Source organism: Nitrincola sp., assembly GCF_048264025.1.
Taxonomy (GTDB): Bacteria; Pseudomonadota; Gammaproteobacteria; order Pseudomonadales; family Balneatricaceae; genus Nitrincola.
In genome coordinates this window covers 99,064-117,905 of record NZ_JBLXDN010000009.1, presented here as the reverse complement: position 1 = coordinate 117,905, position 18,842 = coordinate 99,064, and the positions used below count along the sequence as shown (strand labels likewise).

At 50.9% G+C, this 18,842-nt stretch carries 17 protein-coding genes; 16 read left to right on the top strand and 1 reads right to left on the bottom strand.

Translation table 11 applies throughout. The features are described 5' to 3' along the window. Positions 1–3 precede the first annotated feature (3 nt). From trmD to nfo, 12 genes are all read left to right on the top strand, one after another. Positions 4–741, top strand: coding sequence for a tRNA (guanosine(37)-N1)-methyltransferase TrmD (trmD, locus tag ACN0R1_RS09105; RefSeq protein WP_417582061.1), 738 nt, complete (start codon positions 4–6; stop codon positions 739–741). Positions 742–770: 29 nt separating this feature from the next. After that, complete coding sequence (gene rplS, locus ACN0R1_RS09100; protein ID WP_417582059.1) at positions 771–1,127, top strand: 50S ribosomal protein L19; 357 nt, start codon at positions 771–773, stop codon at positions 1,125–1,127. Positions 1,128–1,243: 116 nt separating this feature from the next. Beyond that, a complete protein-coding gene (locus ACN0R1_RS09095) occupies positions 1,244–2,578 on the top strand; it encodes a hypothetical protein (protein ID WP_417582057.1) in 1,335 nt (444 codons plus the stop codon). Continuing rightward, entirely contained in the window at positions 2,575–3,504 is a 930-nt protein-coding gene (gene xerD / locus ACN0R1_RS09090; RefSeq protein WP_417582055.1) for a site-specific tyrosine recombinase XerD, read from the top strand. The genes ACN0R1_RS09095 and xerD overlap by 4 nt, the downstream gene beginning before the upstream one ends. Before the next feature lie 57 nt (positions 3,505–3,561). Further along, entirely contained in the window at positions 3,562–4,299 is a 738-nt protein-coding gene (locus ACN0R1_RS09085; protein ID WP_417582053.1) for a DsbC family protein, read from the top strand. A gap of 148 nt (positions 4,300–4,447) precedes the next feature. Then, positions 4,448–5,749, top strand: coding sequence for a homoserine dehydrogenase (locus ACN0R1_RS09080; protein WP_417582051.1), 1,302 nt, complete (start codon positions 4,448–4,450; stop codon positions 5,747–5,749). An 11-nt stretch (positions 5,750–5,760) separates the two neighbouring features. Then, positions 5,761–7,155, top strand: a complete 1,395-nt coding sequence (gene thrC, locus ACN0R1_RS09075; protein WP_417582049.1) for a threonine synthase — start codon at positions 5,761–5,763, stop codon at positions 7,153–7,155. A gap of 66 nt (positions 7,156–7,221) precedes the next feature. Then, positions 7,222–8,958, top strand: a complete 1,737-nt coding sequence (gene recJ, locus ACN0R1_RS09070) for a single-stranded-DNA-specific exonuclease RecJ (protein WP_417582047.1) — start codon at positions 7,222–7,224, stop codon at positions 8,956–8,958. Between the two features lie 104 nt (positions 8,959–9,062). Then, positions 9,063–9,626, top strand: a complete 564-nt coding sequence (ahpC, locus tag ACN0R1_RS09065; protein ID WP_417582045.1) for an alkyl hydroperoxide reductase subunit C — start codon at positions 9,063–9,065, stop codon at positions 9,624–9,626. Between the two features lie 89 nt (positions 9,627–9,715). Beyond that, a complete protein-coding gene (ahpF, locus tag ACN0R1_RS09060; protein WP_417582043.1) occupies positions 9,716–11,284 on the top strand; it encodes an alkyl hydroperoxide reductase subunit F in 1,569 nt (522 codons plus the stop codon). Positions 11,285–11,885: 601 nt separating this feature from the next. Continuing rightward, a complete protein-coding gene (locus tag ACN0R1_RS09055; protein WP_417582041.1) occupies positions 11,886–12,251 on the top strand; it encodes a glutaredoxin family protein in 366 nt (121 codons plus the stop codon). Positions 12,252–12,303: 52 nt separating this feature from the next. Next, positions 12,304–13,155 (top strand): deoxyribonuclease IV, encoded by an 852-nt coding sequence (gene nfo / locus ACN0R1_RS09050; protein WP_417582039.1) that lies wholly within the window; start codon positions 12,304–12,306, stop codon positions 13,153–13,155. 115 nt (positions 13,156–13,270) lie between these two features. On the opposite strand, the gene ACN0R1_RS09045 is transcribed toward nfo, so the two are convergent. Continuing rightward, complete coding sequence (locus ACN0R1_RS09045; RefSeq protein ID WP_417582038.1) at positions 13,271–13,714, bottom strand: hypothetical protein; 444 nt, start codon at positions 13,712–13,714, stop codon at positions 13,271–13,273. 502 nt (positions 13,715–14,216) lie between these two features. On the opposite strand from ACN0R1_RS09045, the gene ACN0R1_RS09040 reads away from it, so the two are divergent. The 4 genes from ACN0R1_RS09040 to ACN0R1_RS09025 are packed head-to-tail and all read left to right on the top strand — an operon-like array spanning position 14,217 to position 18,838. After that, entirely contained in the window at positions 14,217–17,114 is a 2,898-nt protein-coding gene (locus tag ACN0R1_RS09040; RefSeq protein ID WP_417582036.1) for an EAL domain-containing protein, read from the top strand. Further along, a complete protein-coding gene (locus ACN0R1_RS09035) occupies positions 17,111–17,755 on the top strand; it encodes an NUDIX domain-containing protein (protein WP_417582034.1) in 645 nt (214 codons plus the stop codon). Before ACN0R1_RS09040 ends, ACN0R1_RS09035 begins: the two co-directional genes overlap by 4 nt. Continuing rightward, on the top strand, positions 17,745–18,185 hold the full coding sequence (locus tag ACN0R1_RS09030; protein ID WP_417582032.1) for a DUF1249 domain-containing protein: 441 nt from the start codon (positions 17,745–17,747) through the stop codon (positions 18,183–18,185). Before ACN0R1_RS09035 ends, ACN0R1_RS09030 begins: the two co-directional genes overlap by 11 nt. Continuing rightward, on the top strand, positions 18,182–18,838 hold the full coding sequence (locus ACN0R1_RS09025; RefSeq protein ID WP_417582030.1) for a YqiA/YcfP family alpha/beta fold hydrolase: 657 nt from the start codon (positions 18,182–18,184) through the stop codon (positions 18,836–18,838). Before ACN0R1_RS09030 ends, ACN0R1_RS09025 begins: the two co-directional genes overlap by 4 nt. Positions 18,839–18,842: the final 4 nt, after the last annotated feature.

The window sequence follows — 18,842 nt, the reverse complement described above, 5'->3', positions numbered from 1 at the left end:
TTGATGTGGTTCGGAATTGTCAGTTTGTTTCCGGAGATGTTCGATGCCATTACTGGCTATGGCATCACTGGACGCGCAGTTCGCAGTGGTTTGCTTCAGGTCGAGTGTTGGAATCCCAGGGATTTTACGCTGGACAAGCACCGTACCGTGGATGACCGGCCTTATGGCGGCGGTCCCGGTATGTTGATGAAAGTGCAGCCTCTGCGAGATGCCATACAGGCCGCCAAACTGAAAGCACCGGGGCAACCCAGGGTGATTTACTTGTCACCCCAGGGGCGCCGGTTGGATCAGGCAGGTGTGTCAGAGCTTGCAGCCGCAGACAGCCTGATTTTGGTGGCTGGGCGCTACGAGGGCATAGATGAGCGCTTGATAGACGCTGATATTGACGAAGAATGGTCGTTGGGTGATTTTGTACTCAGTGGAGGTGAGCTGCCTGCCATGGTTATGGTGGATGCAGTTTCGCGAATGTTACCCGGTGTATTGGGGCATGAAGATTCGGCAGCCGAGGATTCCTTTGCTGCAGGCTTGCTGGATTGCCCGCACTATACCCGACCTGAAACACTCGATGATAAGCAGGTACCACCGGTACTGTTGGGCGGTAACCACGCTGATATCAAACGCTGGCGTTTGAAGCAGCAGTTGGGACGAACCTGGCAAAGACGGCCGGATCTGTTGAACAAGATTGAACTCAGCCCGGAACAGCAGGCGCTGTTAAGCGAATATATCCGCGAAGCCGAATAGGCGTGCGGTCGAAAATACAGGAGCGAGCGATGAGCAGCAAAAGTAGTATTATTCAGCAGATTGAAGCTGAACAGATGAATAAAGAGGTGCCTGCATTTGCACCCGGTGATACCGTTATAGTCCAGGTTAAGGTTGTTGAGGGCGAACGTAGCCGTCTGCAGTCTTTTGAAGGTGTAGTGATCGGTAAGCGTAACCGCGGACTGAACTCAGCCTTCACAGTACGTAAAATTTCCCACGGTGTGGGTGTTGAACGTACTTTCCAGACTTACAGCACGATCATTGACAGTATTAGCGTCAAGCGTCGTGGTGATGTACGTCAGGCTAAACTTTACTACCTGCGTGAGCGTAGCGGTAAGTCTGCACGTATTAAAGAAAAGCTGGGTTAATTGCCCCACATCAAAAAAACGGCCTGCGGGCCGTTTTTTTTCGTCTGGGCATTCGCGTAAAGGCTAAATTGTGCATAGAATGCAATATCGGGAAACATTTAGCTGAGAAAAGACGGATGTGGATTGTTAAACTGTTTTCAAAGGTAGTGTTGCTGCTGTTGTTGTTGCTGCTCATTGCTTACGGCTTGTATTACTATCAGGTGAAATCGGCCATCGATGCGCAGTTGCAGCAAATGCGTCCATTGATTGAGGCTGATTATGGCGCACTGTATGTCAATCCTCTGGGCGATATTCAGCTGAGTACCGTTACCTTTACACCTATGGGGCAGCCCACTGGATTTATTGTCGACAACATTCGCCTGACTTCAGATCCGCTATTTTTTTTACGCTTCGAATCGCGTGTGGCTACCGGTGACTGGCCGGATGAATTAGCTTTGGCTATAGAAGGCTTGCATGTAGATTTTAATATGCCCTTATTCGTTATGTTGACGCAATTAGCTCAGCAGGCCGAAGAGGGGGTTCAACCTGAAGCGCTAGGATGTGGAACAGTGCGTTACTTTGATATGTCCGCAATGCGTATGATGGGAATGCGTCAGGGCCGCTTTGACTTTCATGCCAACCTGCGTAAAGCCGCCCAAAACAGGCTGGATCTGGAGTTGCTTGGGCACATGTACGGTTGGGGTGAAGTGGCTGTTGATGTGAGCCTTCAGGCTGGTATGGCTTCTCCTCAGGTTTTGTTGCAGCAGGGCCCGCAGCTCAAACGTATGGTTGTCAGTTATCAGGATAAAGGCTACAACCAGCGTAAAAACCAGTTCTGTGCCATGCAGTCAGGGTTGAGTATTGCTGAATACCGTGATCAACATTTGGGATTGATTCAGGACTGGTTGAATGATCAGGCTCCGGAGCTGACTGCTTCCTTGATGTCGGCTTACCGACAGACGGGTGAGCCAGGTGCCCGAATGGTTATGAGTCTGAATCTGGATGGTGTGGATCTGCGTTCGCTTGACTCACCGGAGTATCTGGGTGAAGTATTGGCAAGCACACTGTCAGTCAGTGTGAATGACCAGCCACTGGCACTGGATTCAGAGCAAATGCAGTCACTGTTGGTGTTGTTGCAGGAGCCAGTAATTCAGCATCAGCCACTAGTGAAGATGCCAGAGTCCTCTGAATTGGCAAATTTGCCGCGTAATATGCCAGGTGTGTCATCGCCGCCGGCTATACCTGAGGCGCGATTGACTGAGCCGCAGCAATATCGCCGAACTGATCCGCAAGAACTGGAAAACTACATCGGCCATCCGGTGCGTTTTTATACCACGTTTGGAAAGCGCGTTGACGGCATACTGGTCAGTGTTGAAGATGGTAATGCCCGCGTGGCGGAGCGAGTACAGCATGGTACGGCGCAGTACCCGGTTGAGTTGGAATCGCTTCAGGCTACCGAGGTTTTTCGTTGACCCTGGATCGTCGTTTTACTGCTTTGGAACCCCAGCCTCAGGATCAGCGCCTTATTCGGGAATATGTGCAGCTAGCCTGGTTGGAAAAGGGGTTGAGTCGTAATACGCAACTTTCTTATCAGCGTGATCTTAATCATTTTGCCTTATGGCTTAATGATCGCTCTCTCTATTTGCTCCAGGTCCAGCGGCATCACCTTCAAGCCTATCTGGACTGGCGGGTTGGGCAGGCATTCAAAGCGGTTTCCACCGCGCGGGTGTTATCCTGTCTGCGCGGGTTTTATCGATTTTTGTTACGTGAGGCGCGGGTGGAACAGGACCCGACACTCAATATTGCCAGCCCTAAACCGGGTCGACCCTTACCTAAAACGCTGACTGAAGCCGATGTTGAACATCTGCTGGCGGCTCCCGATGTGTCGGATGTGCTGGGACTGCGTGATAGAACCATGCTTGAACTGATTTATGCGTCTGGTTTGCGGGTTACGGAGCTGGTTAGCTTGCGAACGGAGCAGATGAATCTCCGTCAGGGGGTGATAAGGGTGGTTGGTAAGGGTGATAAAGAGCGTCTGGTGCCGGTAGGAGATGAGGCGCTGGAATGGATGCGCCGCTACTTGAAAACCTCGCGACCTTTGCTTGCCGTTGATGCCTCACAGGATGTGGTTTTCCTGAGTCGCCGGGGCAATCAGATGACCCGTCAGACCTTCTGGCACCGAGTGCGTCTGCATGCAAATCAGGCGGGTATTGACAAATCTTTGTCACCGCACGTGTTGCGCCATGCGTTTGCCACGCATCTGCTCAATCATGGTGCCGATCTGCGCGTTGTGCAGATGTTGCTCGGTCATGCGGATCTGTCAACAACACAAATTTATACACACGTAGCAACACACAGATTGCAGTCATTGCATCAAGCACATCATCCGCGAGGATGAACTTTTATCTCCGTGGTTACTCTGATAACCAAGTATTAATGATTGAATGAGGAAGCTATGAAGAAGTATGCCGGTTGGGTCGTTTTATTGATGGGTTTTCTGCTCAGCTCGCAGAGTATGGCTGATGCCAAGGATTTAATCCGTGAGCAGTTACACAAAGCGGATGCCAGGATTCCAATTAAAAGTATTGAGGCGGCACCACTGGAGGGTATGTACGAGGTGCTGTTAGAAAGTGGTGAGCTGCTTTACGCACATGAGCAGGGTGAGTATTTCCTTGTGGGCCACCTGTTCCGCATTGGTGATCAGGGCTTAGTGAATGTGACCGAGCAAACCCAAAATCAGATGCGTGTTGATGCACTGTCTGAAGTGGCTGCAGATCAGATGATCACCTATCCAGCCAAAGGTGAGAAGCAAGCTACCTTGCGAATCTTCACCGATGTGGACTGTCCTTACTGCCGCCAATTACATGATGAAGTGGAAGCTTTGAATGACATGGGGATTGAGGTGAGTTACCTGGCCTTTCCACGCGCTGGCCCGAATACAGCAACCTATCGAACCATGGTTACTATCTGGTGTGGTGAAACTGCCGAAGAGCGCACCGCGCTGATGGATCGAGTGAAGTCCGGTAGTACCATAGAAAATAAGACCTGCGAAAACCCCGTAGTCGAACAGTTGATGTTAGGGCAAAAGATAGGTGTTTCGGGAACACCGGCTATGGTCTTGGAAGATGGTACGTTGATTCCGGGTTATATGCCGGCCGAACGGATTGCTCAAATGTTGGGCATAGCGCATTAATTCAACTGGCGTTTATCGCCAGGCTAAACTCAGTAAAACGGGGGCTTGCGTAGTGCAATGCCCCCGTTTTAGTTATACTAATCGCCATTTTATTTTTCTGCTGCTATGGCGCGGAATTTTGTCGTGAACTGAAATTGTGAGGTGTGGTTTGAAGCCTGTAAAAGTCGGGATCTGTGGACTCGGAACTGTCGGTGGCGGTACTTTCAATGTACTGATGCGCAATGCGGACGAAATCGCCCGGCGTGCGGGTCGCCGCATTGAGGTGGTCGCAATTGCAACACGTCGTGATAATCCGGCTTGTGATACCTCTGGCTTTACCCTTACCAACGATATTATGGCCATAGCCCGCGACCCTGAAATAGATATTGTTGTCGAACTGATTGGTGGTTATGAGGCCGCACGTGATCTGGTGATGCTCGCCATTGAGCAGGGTAAGCATGTAGTAACGGCCAACAAGGCGTTGATTGCCGTGCATGGTAACGAAATTTTTGCGGCCGCCAATGAAAAAAATGTTGTGGTGGCTTTCGAAGCGGCCGTGGCGGGTGGTATTCCAATCATTAAAGCCATACGCGAAGGGCTTGCGGCCAATAAAATCAATTGGCTGGCCGGTATCATTAATGGCACCGGCAACTTCATCATGACCGAAATGCGTGAAAAAGGCCGTGCATTTAATGATGTGTTGGCCGAAGCTCAGGCACTGGGCTATGCCGAAGCTGACCCAACTTTTGATGTGGAAGGTATTGATGCGGCCCACAAGTTGACCATTTTGGCGTCAATTGCTTATGGCATTCCGCTGCAGTTTGAAAAAAGCTATACCGAGGGGATCAGCAAGATCACTCCGGACGATGTGCAGTATGCTGAAGAGCTGGGCTATCGTATCAAGCATTTAGGTATCAGCCGTCATACCGAGCAGGGTATTGAACTGCGCGTACATCCGACACTGATTCCCAAATCGACACTGTTGGCTAATGTTAACGGTGTGATGAACGCTATTTTGGTCTCTGGTGATGCGGTAGGTCAGACACTTTACTACGGTCCGGGTGCTGGTGCTGAACCTACAGCCTCGGCTGTGGTCGCTGATTTGGTCGATGTGGCGCGCTTGATGGATACGCCGTCTCATGGTCGCGTGCCACCTTTGGCCTTCCAGTCTCACCAGTTGTCTGAAACACCAGTGTTGCCGGTTGAGCAGACTGTCAGTGGCTATTATTTGCGTCTACAGGCTGTTGAACGTCCTGGGGTGCTGGCCCATGTCACCCGTATTCTGGGTGAAAAAGGCATCAATATTGAAGCCATCGTGCAGAAAGAGACTCGTGAAGCCCAGGTGCCAGTGATTATGCTGACCCAGCGTGTCGAAGAGCGGGTGATGAATGAAGCCATCCGTGAAATTGAAGCACTACCGGATATTCTGGGTGATTTGATCCGCATCCGTATAGATCATCTGGAAGGTTGAGGAGTCAGGTAATGAAATATATTTCTACCCGTGGAAAGGCTCCTTCACTGAGCTTTTCTGATGTGTTGCTGGCCGGTCTGGCCGAAGATGGTGGCCTGTATGTGCCGGAGCAACTGCCTGTGTTCAGTCAGGATGAAATCGCTTCCTGGGCGGGGCTTTCTTATGCGGAACTGGCTTTTAAGGTCATTCAGCCGTTCGTGGAGGGCTGTATCAGCGATGCAGACCTGAAACGGATGGTGGATGAAACCTATGCTGTGTTTGATCACAGCGGTGTAGCGCCGCTGGTGCAGTTGGAGCAGAACGAGTGGATACTGGAACTGTTTCATGGTCCGACCCTGGCGTTTAAAGATTTCGCCCTGCAACTGCTGGGACGGCTGATGGACCATGTACTGGCCGAGCGTGGCGAGCGTCTGGTGATCATGGGCGCCACCTCTGGTGATACCGGGTCGGCAGCGATAGAAGGCTGCCGTCACAGCAAACACCTGGATATTTTTATCATGCACCCCTACAACCGGGTGTCTGAGGTGCAGCGTCGACAGATGACCAGCATTCTGGCCGATAACGTATTTAATATCGCCCTGGAAGGCAATTTTGATGATTGCCAGGAGATGGTTAAAGACAGCTTTGCGGATCAGCGCTTCCTTAAGGGCTTGAAGCTGGGCGCGGTGAATTCGATCAACTGGGCACGTATTATGGCCCAGATCGTTTACTATTTCTCCGCCTCACTGGCGGTTGGTGGGCCGCATCGTCCGGTTTCCTTCTCGGTGCCTACGGGCAACTTTGGTGACATTTTTGCCGGTTACCTGGCCAAGCAAATGGGCTTGCCGATTCAGCAGCTCGTAGTTGCGACCAATCGCAACGATATCCTGCACCGGGTTATTTCCGGCAATGATATGTCTAAAGGCACGCTGGAGCACACCCTGTCTCCGTCCATGGACATCATGGTGTCATCAAACTTTGAACGCCTGCTGTTTGATGTCTATGGCCGTGATGGGGCCGCCGTGGCGGATCTGATGCAACGTTTCAAATCCGAAGCGGTGCAGCTGGAACCGGCGCGCTGGGAAAGTGTCCGTGCGCTGTTCGACAGTTATGCTGTTGATGATGCGACCACCTGTGAGGTGATCCGACAGGTGCATGCTGAAACCGGTTACCTGCTCGACCCACACACAGCGATAGGACTTAAAGCGGCACGCGAGTGCTGGAAGGACCGTAGTGTACCGATGATCACCCTGGCGACAGCGCATCCGGTGAAGTTCCCAGAACCTGTGGTAAAAGCCGGTCTGGAAGCTCCACAGTTGCCAGCCCGTCTCAGTGATCTGATGGAGCGTGAAGAGCGCTTCAGTGTGTTGCCAAAATCCCTTGCCGAGGTGCATGCGTATATCGCATCGCACGTGCACCGCGATTGATTCCTGTGGGCACCCTGGCTGTGACCGGGTGCCCAGTATTGTTCTGACTGGCGCTATGCATCCCTTATGTCTTCTGCATTAATCCAACGCCGTACTTCCACTGTCGAGTCTGCCGCCGCCCTGGAGGCACTCCATCCTGTGTTGGCTCGGGTTTATGCCGCACGGGGTATTACCGACCCAGCCCAGATTGGACGTAACCTGCGTGAATTGCTGCCCGATAGTCGAATGAAAGGCATGGATACGGCTGTGTCGCGGCTGGTCGATGCCTTAAAACAGCAGGAGTCGATCCTGATTGTTGGTGACTTTGATTGTGATGGTGCCACCAGTACGGCCTTGGTAATGCTGGCGCTACGGATGATGGGGGCGAAGAAAGTCAGCTATCTGGTGCCTAATCGCTTTGAATTTGGTTATGGCTTGAGTCCAGAAATAGTCGAGGTGGCAGCTCAACAACAACCGCAGCTGATCGTCACAGTCGATAACGGTATTTCCAGTGTGGAAGGGGTCGAGCGGGCTCGGCAACTTGGGCTGGATGTGATCATTACCGATCATCACCTGCCGGGAGATGCGCTTCCTGCCGCCTGTGCCATCGTTAACCCGAATCAGTCAGGCTGTGAATTCATGGCTAAGTCTACCTGCGGTGTCGGGGTGATTTTCTATGTCATGATTGCGTTGCGCCGAGCGTTGTTGCAGCAGGGCTATTTTGACCAGCAGGGTATTCAAGCCCCGAACCTCGCCAGTCTGCTGGATCTGGTAGCGCTGGGCACTGTGGCTGATGTGGTGGCGCTGGAGCACAATAACCGCACCCTGGTACATCAAGGCTTGTTACGTATCCGTGCCGGCCAGGCGCGCCCTGGTATTCTGGCGCTGCTGGAGGTGGCCGGGCGCCGTCGGGAGCAATTGATGGCGGCGGATCTGGGGTTTGCTATCGCGCCGCGACTGAATGCCGCTGGCCGTCTGGAAGATATGTCGATTGGTATTGAATGCCTGCTGTGTGATGACCCACAGCAGGCGCAAGAAATCGCGCAGATGCTTAATGATCTGAATATCGAGCGGCGCAGTATTGAACGTGAGATGCAGCAGCAGGCCTTGGATATACTGGCTGACTTACCATTGAATGATACTGAAATGCCCTGGGGGGTGTGCCTGTTTGACCCGAGCTGGCATCAGGGCGTGGTGGGTATACTGGCTTCACGTATCAAAGAGCGCCTGCATCGTCCGGTGATTGCGTTTGCCCCGGGAGAAGGGGATGAGGTTAAAGGATCAGCACGTTCCATTCCAGGGTTTCATATTCGTGATGGACTAGATGCTATAGCGGCGCGTCATCCTGGGTTGTTACGTAAATTTGGTGGCCATGCCATGGCGGCTGGCTTATCCCTGGCACGCCAGGATCTGGACGCGTTTCGTCAGGCGTTTGATCAGGAAGTCAGGGCGCGTTTATCGACTCAGGATCTCCAGCGTATTTTGATGACCGATGGAGCTTTGACAGAAACCGACTTAACCCTGGAACTGGCGGCGTTGTTGCAGGATGCCGGTCCCTGGGGGCATCAATTCCCGGAACCTGTGTTTGATGGTGAATTCCGGGTGTTACAGCAGCGCATTGTCGGCTATCGTCACCTGAAGCTGGTGGTCATGCCGGTCGGAGGCTCATTAGCAGTGGACGCGATAGCCTTCAATGTGGATACTGAGCTCTGGCCAGATGAATCTGTACAGCAAGTACATTTGGTTTATCGCTTGTCTCGCAATGAGTTTCGCGGACAGGTTAGCTTGCAATTGATGGTTGACCAAGTGATACCCGCCTCCTGATAAATAAAATCAATCGATCTGTTAACATATATTAATTTCCCAAAGGCTTAAAAGTTTCCTATTATGGACTTGTTGAATAACGACAACCTTAACAGGAGAACAAAATGTCACTGATTAACACTGAAGTTAAACCTTTCCACGCTACGGCTTACCACAATGGTGAGTTCGTTCAGGTATCTGATGCTGACCTGAAAGGCAAGTGGTCAGTCGTATTCTTCTATCCAGCCGATTTCACCTTTGTATGCCCAACTGAGCTGGGTGATCTGGCAGATTTCTATCCGAAACTGCAGGAAATGGGCGTTGAAGTTTACTCTGTATCAACTGATACTCACTTTACCCACAAAGCTTGGCATGATGCGTCCGACACCATCAAAAAAATCCAGTTCCCAATGCTTGCTGACCCAACGGGTGTGATTTCACGTAATTTCGACGTGATGATCGAGGAAGATGGTCTGGCACTGCGCGGTACGTTCGTGATCAATCCTGAAGGCGAGATCAAAGTCGCTGAGATTCACGATCTGGGTATTGGCCGTTCAGCTAAAGAGCTGGTTCGTAAAATCCAGGCCGCTCAGTATGTAGCTAGCCATGACGGCGAAGTTTGCCCTGCTTCCTGGCAGCCAGGTGAAGAAACTCTGTCACCTTCTCTGGACCTCGTTGGCAAGATCTAAACTCTGATCTGTTGACTCAGCCGGTCCAGTACCTGGGCCGGCTTCAATACCCTCCGAATTTAATTTCCTTATCGTTAAAGGACGGTCTCATGTTGGATGCGAATCTTAAGAAGCAACTGGACACTTATCTGCAGAATATCGTTAATCCGATTGAGATTACTGTGTCCACTGACGAAAGTGCAAAATCAAAAGAACTGCTTGGATTGTGTCAGGAAATAGCTGAGCTGAGCGACAAAATCAGCCTCAAGCAGCTGACCGATGGCAGCGAAAGAACCCCGAGTATGGCGATAGCGCCGGTCGGTGAGACCGCACGTGTGCGTTTTGCCGGTATTCCAATGGGGCACGAATTTACCTCACTGGTGCTGGCTCTGCTGCAGACCGGTGGTTACCCTTCCAAAGCGGAAGCCGCTTTGATTGAGCAGGCCAAAAGCCTGGAAGGTGAGTTTCACTTTGAAACCTATATTTCACTCTCCTGTCAGAACTGTCCGGATGTGGTTCAGGCGCTGAACCTGATGGCAGTACTTAACCCGAATGTCACCAGTGTGATGATCGATGGCGCCTTGTTTCAGGATGAAGTCACCGAGCGGGAAATCATGGCCGTTCCGACTGTGCTGCTGAATGGCAAGCCCTTTGGTCAGGGCCGTATGACGCTGAAAGAAATCTTGGGCAAAGTGGACTCAGGTGCGGCTAAGCGGGAAGCGGCAAGTTTGAATGAAAAAGATCCTTACGATGTGCTCATCGTAGGTGGTGGACCTGCCGGTGCAGCTGCTGCTATCTACGCCGCACGTAAAGGTATTCGCACCGGTCTGGTGGCTGATCGTTTTGGTGGACAGGTGATGGATACGGTCGGCATTGAGAATTTTATCTCGGTGAACTATACCGAAGGCCCTAAACTGGTTGCCAGCCTGGAACAGCATGTTAAAGAGTATGACGTTGATGTGATGGATAATCAGCGTGCACGCAAACTGCGTCGTGAAAAACTGATTGAAATCGATCTGGAAAATGGCGCCACCCTGAAAAGTAAGTCGGTTATTCTGGCAACCGGTGCGCGCTGGCGCGAAATGAACGTGCCCGGTGAGCAGGAGTACCGTGGCAAAGGCGTAGCCTATTGCCCGCACTGTGACGGCCCGTTGTTTAAAGGCAAGCGTGTAGCGGTTATTGGCGGTGGTAACTCCGGTATCGAAGCGGCTATCGACCTGGCCGGTATTGTTGAGCATGTCACCGTGCTGGAGTTCGGTGACACACTGCGTGCCGATGCGGTATTGCAGAAAAAAGCGGCCTCCATGGCCAATATCACCATCATTAAAATGGCACAAACCACCCAAGTGCGTGGTGATGGTAAAAAAGTGATCGGCTTGACTTATAAAGACCGTACCGATAACCAGCTGTACGACCTGGATGTGGCGGGTATCTTTGTACAGATCGGTCTGGTACCGAATACCGATTGGCTGAAAGACGTGATGGAACTGTCGCGTTTTGGTGAAATCGAAGTTAATAGCCACGGCGAAACGCATCTTCCGGGTGTGTTTGCTGCCGGTGATGTCACAAACGTGCCTTATAAACAGATTATCATTGCCATGGGCAATGGCTCCGCAGCGGCGCTGGGTGCATTTGATTATCTGATCCGCTCTTCAGTGGAAGACGAAGCCGCTGCCTGATCGTAACAGCGTTCCCCCCCTTTATAGCCCGGTTGCCCAGTCTTCCGGGCTTTTTCTTTTAAAAGGGGTCAGTACCCTTTTTCTGGCTTTTCTGTTGGCATTACGCTGTTGTAGTGCCACGCGGGGTAGTGGTATCGCTTTGGTGTGACACGCTTTTCGTCATCCATGACCGCTCGGCTGCCACCGTCCTGGTGGCAGACGGTCTCACCAAAGCGATACCACCACCCCGCCCACAGCCCTGTGCCAGTTTCAGGATAAACATCACCGTATGGCATGGAAAACCGAATTAAGCCCATGATTCGGAGATATGGCAAAGAGCTTTGGCAAGTGGCAGTTTGAAACCGGCTTTACGCTGGCACTCAAGTTGGTGAGGGCTGATGGGATCGGATGTGGCTGACCCTGTGCGCCATGGATGGCGCGCTGGAGCCCCCAGGGATGGGTTTACGGCGAGTCAGACAGACCCGATCCCATTGGCCCTCTAAGCCACGTTGTTATGAGTGCAAGATAGTGAGATTACCCTGGATGAGCCTCGGTTTGCCTGCTAAAACCACCAGATTCTGTTAAACTCTGCGCCTTCGATTTAACGGCAGGTGAGACGATTATGTTAGTAAAAGCGTTACGCAATGGCTTGGGAAATTTGATTATCTTTATCGACTTTATTACCCGTCCTCGCAAGATGCCTCGTCCGGCTGAGTTGCAAGCTGAGGTTGACCAGGCCACACAGAAGTTGGCCCTGTATCAGTTCCATGCCTGCCCGTTTTGTGTAAAAACCCGTCGCTCAATGCACCGACTGAATCTGAATGTGGCTTTACGTGACGCCAAGAATGATCCACAGGCACGTGAGGAACTGCAACAGCAGGGTGGCAAAATTCAGGTGCCTTGTCTGCGGATTGAAGAAGCTGACCGGGTTACCTGGTTGTACGAATCAGCGGCTATCAATACGTACCTTGAACAACGTTTTGGCTAATAGGCTATTTACCAGGTCAGTGTAATCAACATCCAGGTGACAGGAGATTTTTGTGAGTGAGTACTGGATCGGCGCGCATGTCAGCGCCTCAGGGGGTGTTGAAAATGCACCTGAGAATGCGCAGGCCATCGGGGCTAATGCCTTTGCTCTGTTTACCAAAAATCAGCGCCGCTGGGACGCCAAACCCTTAACTGAAACCAGTATCTCCGCCTTTAAGCAGCGCTGTGCTCAGTATGGTTTTAGTCCAGAGCAGGTGCTGCCGCATGATAGCTATCTGATTAACCTCGGGCACCCTGATGCCGAGGCGCTGGCTAAATCACGGGCGGCTTTTGTGGATGAAATACAGCGCTGTAAACAGCTGGGGCTGGTCTGGTTGAATTTTCATCCCGGCAGTCACCTGCGTGAAATCAGTGAGTCGGAATGTCTGACCCGGATAGCAGAATCAATCAACCAGGCCTTGGATCAGACTGAGGGTGTGACGGCGGTACTAGAGGCAACCGCTGGCCAGGGAAGTAATTTGGGCAATCGTTTCGAGCATCTGGCAGAAATCATAGAGCAGGTCACAGATAAAACGCGGATCGGCGTTTGCATCGATACTTGTCATATCTTTGCGGCTGGTTATGATCTGCGCACCCCTGAAGCCTGTGAGCAAACCTTTGCTGAGTTTGAACGACTGGTGGGGTTTTCCTATTTGAAGGCAATGCATCTGAATGACTCCAAGGGCGGCTTGGGAAGTCGTATTGATCGCCACCACTCACTGGGGCAGGGCGAAATTGGCTGGCCGGTATTCGAGTACCTGCTACAGGATCCACGTTTTCAACGCATGCCCTTGATACTAGAAACCATTGAGCCAGCCATCTGGCCTGAAGAAATTCAGCAGTTACGAAATTTTTCAGCTGTTTGACCTGATAAACTCATATAGGGCTTTACTATTTATGTCATCTTTTATATAGATCCTCCATGGTTTGGTTGTCTGGCTATGAAAATAAAGGTGCCATGTGAGCTTCAAAACTTGAGTGTTAGGGTGACTGAAGAGCGGCTGTAAGGTGTTTTTCCAATTGTAGAGAAGACTCAAAGTGATAGCCTACATCGGGAATGATAAGATGGTTCCCTTTCCAAACGAAACTGACAAGATGGCGGCTTCCTTGTTGCATTGTTTCAAGGTCAGTTTCTACAGTTCGAAAATATTCGATATTTTCTCCTGAGGTAAGTTTCCCTTTGAAAGATTTAACAACAGTTGCGTTGATTTTCCACGTTGCATAAGAATCATCCTCTTGGACTTTGGTCATTCCTTCGACTTCCAAAACGACGGTTTCATCTGTTGAATTGACATTCTCCAGGATTAAGTCAATAGGAGGCCCAGAGTAATTCGTGGATAGCGAACAACCCGCTATGATTAGAATCATGATCACCCACAGACTAAAAGAAATCAGTCGAGTGTAATGCGAACCAATCAGAAACATTAAGCTGAATTACTCCTTTTATACACTTATTTTTATATAAATGAGGCAAAGGCGGATATCTGCTAAGACTTAGGTTTGCTGATGCGGTTACCCATTTCAGACTTTAAACCCATTCAACAATTCGCTATGGCTGTCCTCTTTCAACAGGTAATTACTATTAGAGTAACCACAGTTGATTTTCCCATGTCGGGGTGAGGTATCATGAATAGAAAATACGTTGATTGTAGATTGGCCAGTTCCCCCATTTGCGGGTGACCAATATTAAGTGAGTCCTTGGCATATAGCGTCCTTATAGCCGATCCTTGTTTACAGTGTGTCTGATCTTATTTCGTTAACACTGCAGCATACTTACTTCCTATGCTTTGGAAACTTTAACACTGCTGTAGCTGTACTCGCAAGGACCGTCTAAGGAAAGTGTGAGAGGTTGAAACCTCCCGTCTGGTCAGCATTGCCATAAAAGCTTATGATGCTGCGCTTTGTTGTTAGCGTCGGTTGGTGAAGTATGCAGCTGTCAAAAAAATCCCGTACCTTGCCGCGTCTGCATCTTGTAGGCACGCTGCTGATTGTTACACTGCTGACACTCATCCTGTCTGGCTTCTTTACCTGGCAGAAAATTGCTGAGCATAATGCTTCCATTCAACGCATAGAAACGTCGTCATTTCGCCAGTTGCAGGAGCGCTTGCGGCGAGAGATGCAAGCGGTCAAGTCATCCATTGCCTATACCCAGTCTCAAACAGAAACCTTGTTGCGTCAACGTTTGGTAGAGGTAGTGAATATGGCCTGGGAGATGGCGGATGCACTTTATCGGCAGCAACAGGGTGAGCAGTCCGAAGCTGAAGTGCAGCGGCTGATAACAGAAGCACTTCGGCCGATGCGTTTCTTTAATGGCCGTGGCTATTACTTTGTAGACGAGATGACTGGCCGGTTTGTACTTTTGCCGACAGCGCCGCATTTTGAAGGACAGTTGCTGCCGGATAATCAGGATGATACCGGCCATTTCATTATGCAGGGGCTGATTGATGCGGCACGTCAACCGGTAGGCGAGGGCTTTTCTGCCTATCGTTGGTACCGGCCGGATAACCCCAATGCAATGGCTGATAAGTTGGCTTATGTGCGCCATTTCGAGCCCTATGATTGGCTAATCGGTGCTGGCGATTACACCTATGAGTGGGAGCTTTTGCAGCAACAGCAAATACTTCAGCAGATACGTGGCCGTCGTATTGGAGAGACAGGCTACACGGCTATCATTAACTCAACTGGAAAGGTGTTGCTGTCGATTGACAGCGCACACCTGGAACAGCAGGCATTCGAACAGCATGTTGAGCTGGAACAGCAAGCAATCAGCCAGATGCTTGAGATTGCTGAACAGGGCGGTGGGTTCATGCGCTATCTCTGGCCTGATCCAGACACCGGCAATTCGGCCTGGAAAACGGCTCTGGTTGAACCGGCCGGGCACTGGGACTGGATACTTATAGCGACCATTTTTGAAGATGAAGTCAAGGGTATGCTGCAGGATGAAGTGCAGGCTTTTGAGTCCTTGGCAACCCATTCCTGGCAAACCTATCTGATAGCCATCGCCTTTTCGCTGATCGTGGCATTGATGGGATCACTGTTATTTTCCCGTTGGTCGTCTCGGCTGTTTAAAGCTTATCATGCTGAGCTGGATGCTCAACGCAAGGCGCTTAGAGATAAAGCCTCCGAACTGAGTCGCAGTGAAAATAATTTGGCAACTATATTGAACAGTGTAGAGGCGTATATTTTTATTAAGGATACCGGCTATCGTTACTCCTATGTAAACCGAAATATGGAACAGTTATTGGGCTTGCCGGTTGAACAGATATTGGGCCAGTCAGATACGGCTTTTTTTGATGCAGATTCTGCAGCGCAGACGGCTGAAGATGATATCAGAGTCATTCAGCATGCACAGCGGGTGGCAACCGAAGAGGTGCGTACTCTGCGCGTTAATGGTAACAACCATGTCTTTATGACGGTGAAATTGCCGCTGCGAAGTGATACCGGTCAGGTCTATGGCCTGTGTGGTATTTCTACCGATATTACCGAACGTAAAGCGATGGAAGATAAAATCCGCCATCTGGCTTTTTATGATGCCCTGACGGGGCTGGCAAACCGACGTCTGCTAATTGACCGGTTAGAGCTGCAGCAGCGACGCAATGAGCGCAATCGTGATTATGGTGCCTTGTTGTTTATTGATCTGGATAACTTCAAGACCCTCAATGATACGCTTGGCCATGATACCGGGGATCAGTTGTTGCAGCAGGTTGCTCACCGGGTGAGTTTTTGCGTCCGTGAAGAGGATACTGTGGCCCGTTTCGGTGGCGATGAGTTCGTGGTGATGCTGGGATGCCTGAGTGTTGATGAGTCTGAAGCGGGCGCTATTGCGCGTAAAGTGGCCGATAAAATACTCGATACGCTGCGCCAGGAATACCGCTTTGAAGGCCAGTCTCATTACAGCACACCGAGTATTGGTATCACGCTGATTAACGGTAGTGTGGCGGCGGATGATTTGCTTAAACAGGCCGATCTGGCGATGTATAAAGCTAAGGAAGCGGGACGTAATCGCCTGTATTTCTATGATCCGGCCATGCAGGAAGCTATTTCGGCAAGGGCTCAGATGGAGTCTGAGTTGCGTGTGGCTATTGAGCAAGCGCAGCTCGTGCTTTACTACCAGCCTCAAGTCGATGCGGTGGGAAAATTGATTGGTGCAGAGGCACTGATTCGCTGGGAGCATCCTCTACGCGGGTTGGTCGGTCCGGTTGAATTTATTCCGGCCGCTGAAGCCTCCGGTCTGATTTTGCCCTTGGGGCATTGGGTGCTGGAAGCCGCCTGCCAGCAATTGTCAGATTGGGCTAAGCGAGAGCAGACCCGAGACCTTACCCTGTCAGTGAATATCAGTACGCACCAGTTCAAACAAGCAGATTTTGTCGATCAGTTATTGGCGTTGGTATCTCAGTATGCAATTAATCCACAACGGCTTAAACTGGAATTGACAGAAAGTCTGTTGATTGATGATATAGACTTTGCCATTGAGCGTATGCGCTTTCTGAAGCAGCAGGGTATAGGTTTCGCCTTGGATGATTTTGGTACGGGTTACTCTTCTCTAGCCTATATCAAACAGTTACCCTTGGATCAGTTGAAGATCGATCGGTGTTTTATTGATGGTTTGCCCTCTGATACCAATGATGCGGCGATTACGCGTATCATTATCAGCCTGGCCAGCGAGTTGAAACTTTGGGTTGTGGCAGAAGGGGTCGAAACTCAGGCGCAACGAGACTTTTTACTCGATGCTAACTGTACTGGGTTTCAGGGCTATTGGTTTGGCCGTCCGGTATCTGCCGAAGATTTTCTGCTTAATGCACTGGAACAGCAGGAGGGAGTATGAAGCATTGGCAGCCAGCGTTTACACGCCAAGACGTAACAGTTAACGAAGATCATTGTGTCTATAATGGTTTTTTCAAAATGCATAAGTTGCAACTCATGCATGCACGTTTTGAGGGCGGTCAGGAAACCGTGACACGGGAAATTTTTCGCCGGGGCAATGCCGTAGCGGTATTGCTGCTAGATCCCCTGCGTGAAGAACTGGTGTTGATAGAGCAGTTTCGTACCGGTGCCTTAGCCGCTCCGGGAGGCCCTTGGTTACTTGAACTGGTTGCCGGTATGATTGAAGCTGATGAGACAGCGCTAGCCGTAGCCGAGCGGGAAACCCTGGAAGAAGCCGGGTTGGCGGTACAGCATATCACCCCGATTATGGGATATCTACCCAGTCCTGGTGGTATGGATGAATGGATTCATCTGCTGTATGGTTTTGTTGATGCCAGCGCAGCTGAAGGTTTGCATGGTCTGGCCGATGAAGGTGAAGATATTCGTGTGCTACGATTACCTGTCCCCGCCGTATTTGAACTGCTTGATGCCGGTCAGTTGAACAATGGTGCGATCATCATCGCGGTCCAGTGGCTTAAGCTTAACTACCCGAGTATCCGTGAACGCGGTGTCGGGTTAATGCAGAGAGACGATGAAGCGTAAATACGTACCCGACCTGACCCGTCAGATGGCGATTTGTCAGGGAAACTATGCTCGTTTGCTAAAGCTGTTACCGCAGCATGAGGCGATGTGCCGAGAATTCGACCTGTGTCACAATGCACAGCAGGTACGTGTGACCCTGCAAGTTGATGAAGTGTTTCGTTATACCAGTACGGTGATTATGCGTCAGTCACAGCCAGGTGGGTCGCGCTGGCTTGAAGCCCCCGAACTGGTGATCCGTCTTTACCATGATGCCGGTATGGCCGAGGTGATCTGTGCCCGCCGGCGTCGTCAACTCAGTGGTGTCTATGGTTACCCCAATCCGGATATGCACCAGCCGGATGAAAAGCATCAGTTGAACCTCTATCTGAGTGAGTGGCTCAATCAGTGCCTGCGTTATGGAAAAGAACAGGAGCAGGTACTGTTTTCATGAGGTCCGTATCTTTAGCCAATGCCAAGCACAAGCCACTGCTGATTTATGTACACGGCTTTAACAGCTCGCCTGAGTCCTGGAAAGCACAACAACTGCAACAGTATCTGTCAGCGCCTGATGCTCCCGCTGATCTGCTGGTACCTAACCTGTCACACTGGCCCGCTGAGGCCGTTCGCCAACTAGGCTTGCTGATGGATGCGGCCTGGGATCGTGACATTACCCTGATTGGCAGTTCTCTGGGGGGATTCTATAGCACCTGGCTGACTGAGCAACAGCCGCGCTTGCGCAGCGTGTTGGTGAATCCGGCGGTGAACCCTGATCGCCTGCTGGCAGACTGGCTGGGCGAAAACGAAAATATCTATACCCATGAACGCTACCATTTGACCCGAGAGCACCTGAAACAATTGCAAGCACTACGTGTCGAGCAACTAAGCGATCCGTCACGCTATCTGTTGCTGGTGCAAACGGCGGATGAAACACTGGATTACCGTGAAGCAGTGGAAAAATACCAGCACGCGGTGCACTATGTGCAACCAGGCGGCAGCCACGGCTTTGAAGCATTTGATCGACTCATACCGGCTGTAGTGGCTTTTGCCCAGGGCCGTGTCGAGTTACCGCCCCTTATTTCTTTACCTGAAGTAGTCGAAGGTTAAACAG